The following is a 2,341-nucleotide window of genomic DNA, read 5'->3' on the forward strand; positions in this document are numbered from 1 at the left end:
CCTCCGCATCCTCCCCGATGGCTCGCTCTCCACCGCCGAACCGGGGGAGGCCATCCTTCCCAACGACCCCGACGAACGCCTTGCCGTGGCCCGCCGCATTGTGGCCGATCGCTGCCTCTATGGGGTAGACAAAAACCCGATGGCGGTGGAGATGGCGAAGCTCTCTCTGTGGTTGATTACGCTGCAAAAGAATCGGCCTTTTACCTTTCTCGACCATGCCCTGCGCTGTGGCGATTCGCTGCTGGGGGTGACCCGGCGAGAGCAGATCGAGTTTTTGCACCTGAACCCCGATAACGAGGCGGTGCAATTGCGGACGGTGTCGGAGATTTGGCGACCGCTGCTGGCCCAGGCGATCGCCAAACGCCAGGAGCTAGAGAGCTTTACGGTGAACGATATTCAAGACCTGGCCCGTAAGGAGGCGTTGCAAGCGGAGGCGGAGGCGCTGACGAGCAATATCAAAATTGCAGCAGATTATTTGATTGGCGAGGCCCTGGCCCAGGCGGGTAAGACGGGGAACCAGAAGGTGGAAGACCTGGGGGTGCTATCGGGGCTGGTGACGGATGCTCTGGAGGAACTGGACGAGCATCAGCGGGAAAATAAGCTGCGGCAGATTCGGGAGAAGGCCCAGCGAATGCTGAATGCGGGCAAGCCGGAGGGGCAGCCACCGAGGGAGCCGTTTCATTGGGCGCTGGAATTTCCAGAGGTGTTTTTGGGAGAGGGGGCATCGCAGGGGTTTTCGGCGATCGTAGGAAATCCGCCGTTTCAAGGTGGACTAAAACTTTTTACTAGCTTAGGAGGAGATTATCGGAATTATTTAGTTGAGGAACTAGCTCATGGAGCTCGGGGCAATCGCGGAACAGCTGACTTATGTTCTTATTTTTTCCTAAGAGCTCAATCTATTTTGTCAACTAATGGACATTTAGGTCTAATTGCTACCAATACAATAGCCCAGGGTGATACTCGCCAAATAGGCTTAGATCAACTTGTTGACAAAGGCGTTTCCATCTACCGTGCTGTTCCGTCCAGTATATGGCCAGGAACCGCCGTTTTGGAAGTTGCCTACGTATGGTTACGAGTAGGCAGCTGGAGTGGTGATTTCATCCTAAACGGAAACATTAGCAATAAAATTACATCGTATCTGACAGAAGCAGGAAAGGTTGTCGGCAAACCCTATAAACTTATTCAAAATAAAAGCAGGGCATTTCAGGGTTCTAATATTGTAGGAATGGGCTTTGTTTTAGAACCCCAGGAGGCTCAGGAATTAATTGAGCGAGACTTGAAGAATAAAGATGTACTTTTTCCTTATCTTGTTGGTCAAGATTTGAACTCTAGCCCCACTCAGACTTCTAGTCGTTGGGTGATAAACTTCTTTGACTGGCCACTAAACTCAGATGATGATGACCCTAAAAAAACAAAGGGTTCATCTTGCGCAGTAGATTATCCAGACTGCTTAAAAATTGTTGAAGAAAAAGTAAAACCTAAGAGAATCAGCTTGCCACCCACCAACCATTTCAATAAAGGAGCATCCAAATATTGGTGGCGTTATGCTGGGCCACGAGTCGAACTATATGAAACAATAGCCCATCGCGATCGAGTTTTGACTGTTGCTCTCGTTAGCCGAACAGTTGCTTTTTCTTTCGCTCCGGCAAAGCAAGTTTTCTCTCATAAAACTGCTGTCTTTAACTTTGATCAGTACTCTGGTTTCTCTATTTTGCAATCAAACTTTCACTATCACTGGGCATGGAATTACAGTTCAACAATGAAAGCCGATCTCAATTACTCACCCTCAGATGTATTTGAGACTTTTCCCTTTCCTGCAATCACAGATACTCTAGAACAAATTGGCGAAACCTACTACACCCATCGCCAAACCATCATGCAAACCCGCCAGGAAGGGCTCACCAAAACCTACAACCACTTCCACGACCCCACCTGCACCGACCCCGACATCCAAACCCTCCGCCACCTCCACATCCAAATGGATACCGCCGTCGCCGCCGCCTACGGCTGGCACGACCTCATTTCTCCCCTCTCCCTGGGGAGAGGGGCCGGGGGTGAGGGCCTCAACCACGACTTCCACGCCACCAAACAAGGCCTCCGCTTCACCATCAGCGAAGAGGCCCGCCGCGAAGTGCTCGATCGCCTCCTCGCCCTCAACCACCAGCGCTACGCCGCAGAAGTCGCCCAAGGCCTCCACGATAAAAAGAAGGGTAAAAGCAAAAGTAAAAAGGCAAAAAGCAAACCCGCCTCAGCCACAGACACCTCCGGCAAATACACCACCCAAGGCAGCCTCTTCGGCGACGACCCCGCCACCCAAGGCGAACTGTTTTAAGCTAAAACC

The 2,341-nt window shown here is 51.4% G+C and carries 1 protein-coding gene; it reads left to right on the top strand.

What is annotated here, in order from left to right:
• The first annotated feature begins 100 nt into the window (after positions 1-100).
• On the top strand, positions 101-2,332 hold the full coding sequence (locus IQ254_RS30755) for a DNA methyltransferase (protein WP_228041255.1): 2,232 nt from the start codon (positions 101-103) through the stop codon (positions 2,330-2,332).
• Positions 2,333-2,341: the final 9 nt, after the last annotated feature.

It is taken from the genome of Nodosilinea sp. LEGE 07088 (genome assembly GCF_015207395.1).
Lineage (GTDB): Bacteria > Cyanobacteriota > Cyanobacteriia > Phormidesmidales > Phormidesmidaceae > Nodosilinea.